The organism is Monashia sp. HAY1-2A, assembly GCF_056755315.1.
Window position 1 is genome coordinate 1 of record NZ_JBNDHY010000806.1, and the last position, 234, is coordinate 234.

Sequence of the window (234 nt, forward strand, 5' to 3'; positions counted from 1 at the left end):
CCCAGACTACTACGCGTCTCGTGGGCTCGGAGATGTGTATAAGAGACAGCCCTGATGCGCGACGGCGTCTGGCTGGCCTGACCGGTCTCGCGCAGGTTGCGCCCGCACGGGGAGCCGACCGGCGTCACGACCATGATCTCGGTGCCGTCCCTGTCTCTTATACACATCTCCGAGCCCACGCGACGCGTAGTAATCTGGGGGGTGGGGGGGTGGGGTGTGGGGGGGGGGGGGGGG

General features: G+C 67.9%; 1 protein-coding gene. It reads right to left on the bottom strand.

All coding sequences use genetic code 11. The features are described from left to right. Positions 1-234, bottom strand: a 234-nt coding sequence (locus ACPYOM_RS24000; protein ID WP_481347903.1) for a hypothetical protein, incomplete at both ends; no start/stop codon positions are given.